This window comes from Microbacterium sp. CPCC 204701 (assembly GCF_004010105.1).
In the GTDB taxonomy this organism is placed as follows: Bacteria; Actinomycetota; Actinomycetes; order Actinomycetales; family Microbacteriaceae; genus Microbacterium.
Map to the genome: position 1 here is coordinate 1 of NZ_RRYE01000354.1, position 2,975 is coordinate 2,975.

Annotated in this window: 2 protein-coding genes, 1 pseudogene and 1 riboswitch; of the genes and pseudogenes, 1 reads left to right on the top strand and 2 read right to left on the bottom strand. The window is 71.8% G+C overall.

The genetic code is table 11. The features are described from left to right. Together EIO58_RS15240 and EIO58_RS15245 are read right to left on the bottom strand one after the other, a co-directional pair. A partial coding sequence (locus EIO58_RS15240) for an N-acetylglucosamine-6-phosphate deacetylase (RefSeq protein ID WP_127820228.1) occupies positions 1-953 on the bottom strand: 953 nt, incomplete at its 3' end. Further along, positions 950-2,464 carry a family 20 glycosylhydrolase gene (locus EIO58_RS15245; protein ID WP_205789317.1) on the bottom strand — a complete coding sequence of 505 codons (1,515 nt, stop codon included), beginning with the start codon at positions 2,462-2,464 and terminating at the stop codon, positions 950-952. The genes EIO58_RS15240 and EIO58_RS15245, both read right to left, overlap by 4 nt. A 180-nt stretch (positions 2,465-2,644) precedes the next feature. Next, positions 2,645-2,729: riboswitch (ZMP/ZTP riboswitch) on the top strand. Between the two features lie 36 nt (positions 2,730-2,765). Between EIO58_RS15245 and EIO58_RS15250 the strand changes: the two are divergent. Then, positions 2,766-2,975 (top strand): annotated as a pseudogene (locus EIO58_RS15250) (serine hydroxymethyltransferase); the annotation flags it as partial.

Here is a 2,975-nt window from a genome sequence, read left to right on the forward strand (position 1 = left end):
CGGCGCACGGCCGCGTCCTGCGTGAGCGTCGAGCCCGCGATCGAGCCGCCGTCGTCGAGACGCGCGACGCCGTCCGACACCGTCACGGCCAGCCCGCCGAGCTCGTACCGGCCGTCGGCGGACCCGGCCGCGGCCATGGCGTCGGTGACGAGCGCGATGCGGTTGCCCGCCACGGCGAAGAGGGTCGTGATGAGCTCCATGTCGACGTGGACGCCGTCGGCGATCACTTCGAGCGTGACGCGGTCGTCGCGCAGTGCCGCCACGACCGGCCCCGGGGCGCGATGGTGGATGCCGCGCATCGCGTTGAACGCGTGCGTGAGCACCGTCGCGCCGGCGTCGAACGCCCGGTGCGCCCCGGCCGCGTCGGCGTCGGTATGGCCGACGGCCACGACGACTCCGGCCTCGGTGAACCGGCGGATCGCATCGTCGGCGCCGCGGAGTTCGGGGGCGAGGGTCACCTGACGGATCGTGCCGCGTCCGGCTTCGAGCAGAAGATCGACGGATGCCGCGTCCGGCGCACGCAGCAGTCCCGCGGTGTGCGCACCCTTGTGCCCGGGGTCGAGGAAGGGGCCCTCGAGGTGCGAGCCCAGGATCGTCGGATCCGACGCGCAGGCGTCTGCGACCATCGCCGCCCGCGCGGCCATCTCGTCGAGCGACGCGGTGACGAGCGAGATCACGGCTCGGGTCGTGCCATGCGCTCGGTGCAGCGCCCGCCCCACCCTCACCGCATCGAGGCCGTCGTCGAAGCTCGCGCCGCCCCCGCCGTGCCCGTGGATGTCGACGAAGCCGGGGACGAGGCATCCGCCCCCGCCGTCGACGATCTCGTCGGCGTCCGGCCGGTCGCCGACGCCGGTCGCGGCGACCAGGCCGTCGTCGAACAGCACCCAGGCGACGGCGCGATCGGCCGGGACAGACGAGCCGATGACGCGGACGGAATGGACGAGCGTGCTCATTCGGTGACCCACGGGATCTCGTCGGACGGGTGGAAGCCGATGCCGAGGCTCGTCCACAGCGGGCCGAGCTCGCCGACCCGCGCGCGGAACGACTCCCAGGTGCGCAGGTCGCTCGTGCCGGTCGCGGGAGACCAGCCCGCCTCGGCGGCGGCGGCGATGCGGGGGAACGCCATGAGGTCGATGTCGGCCGCGGTCCGGACCGTCTCGGTCCACAGCGGCGCCTCGACGCCGAGGATGTCGCTGTCGTCGATGCCGGAGATCACGTCGGACGGCTCCCACGCGTAGGCCCGCTCGACGCTCGTGGGGCCGTTCGCCCACGTCAGCCCGAGCTCGGGACCCGACGGGTACTGCATGTCGAGGTAGATGGCGTCGGCCGGGGAGAGGATCAGCTGCGAGCCGTTCGCGACGAACGCGCGCGCTCGCTCGTCCATGCCGCCCGTCGGGGTGACGAAGCCCCAGTACTGCCCGACGGTGGTGTCGGCGATCCCGGACGCGGCCCCGGCCTCGTGCCAGGCGACCGGTGTCTTGCCGAGATCGGCGATGATCGCGCTCGCGCGGGCGATGAACGATGCGAAGTCCTCGTCTGTCGTGCTGAGCGACTCGTCGCCGCCGAGGTGCAGATACGGGCCGGGAGTCATCGCGGCGAGCTCGCCGAACACGTCGGCGATGAAGTCGTACGTCGCCTCGTCGTCGATCCTCAGCGACGAGAATCCGACCGCGAGACCCTCGTACGGCACTCCCGGCGTCGGCTCACCGCCGCCGTACGCGCGGATCACCTCGCGCATGTGCTCGTCGATGCTCGGGGCCTCGGCGAGTTCGGGGTACGCCAGTCCGACGGCGTGCGTGTGGCCCGGCATGTCGATCTCGGGGACGACGATCATGTGATTCGCCGCCGCGTACGCGACGATCTCGCGGTAGTCGTCCTTGGTGTAGAAGCCCCCCGGGTCGCCGCCGACGGACGTGCCGCTCGCGCGCTCGGCGAGCTTCGGCCGCGAGTCGAGGTGGAGGCGCCATCCCTGGTCGTCGGTGAGGTGCAGGTGCAGCGCGTTGAGCTTCACGGACGCGGCGCGGTCGATGTAGCCCTTCACCGTCTCGACGGGATGGAAGTGCCGTGCGACGTCGAGCATCACGCCGCGGTACGCGAACCGCGGGGCGTCGGTGATCTCGACCGCCGGGATGATCCACTCCTCGCCGTCGCGCGTGAGCAGCTGCGCCAGGGTCTGCACGCCGTAGAAGAGTCCCGCAGCGTCGGCTCCGGTGACGACGACGGATGCCGCCTCCGCCGTGATCCGGTACGACTCGGGTCCGCCGGTGGACGGGTCGACGCGAAGGTCGACCCCGAGCCGGCCTTCGCCCGTGAGCGTCAGGCCCGTGCGGGCCTCGACCACGGCGAGGAGCGCGGCCGCGGCATCCGTCTCTCCCGCCACGGCGGTCCCGCCGTGCAGCCGGAACGGCTTGCCCTGCCCACGCTCGATCGAGGCGGGGGCGGGTACCACGGCGGGCAGCGACACAGTGCCTCCATTCTGGGCCGCCGGGGTGCAACCGGCGAGCAGCGCGGCGACGAGAAGCGCGGCTGCCGTGACAGCCGGTCCTCGGCGACGCGTCATGTAAAGAGTCCTAACAAAACGGTTCGGCTCAGCCTAGCAGGGCGTGATCCGGCGCTGCGAGCAGGCCGCGGCATCCGTTATGCTCGGGGATGTCGCGACTGGCGTTGAGGTGGGTCACCACCGGGGAGCGACCGACAACGGCATTCGACCGCGCGCCTGGGCCGATGCGGGACAACCAACCGAAGCCGTCGTCAAGGAGATCGCCATGACCGATCAGTACTTCAACGCCCCTCTCGCCGAGGTCGATCCCGAGATCGCTCAAGTGCTCGAGCGCGAGCTCGAGCGCCAGCGCGGTTACCTCGAGATGATCGCCTCCGAGAACTTCGTGCCCGTCTCGGTGCTCCAGTCGCAGGGCTCCGTGCTCACCAACAAGTACGCCGAGGGGTACCCCGGCCGCCGGTACTACGGCGGCTGC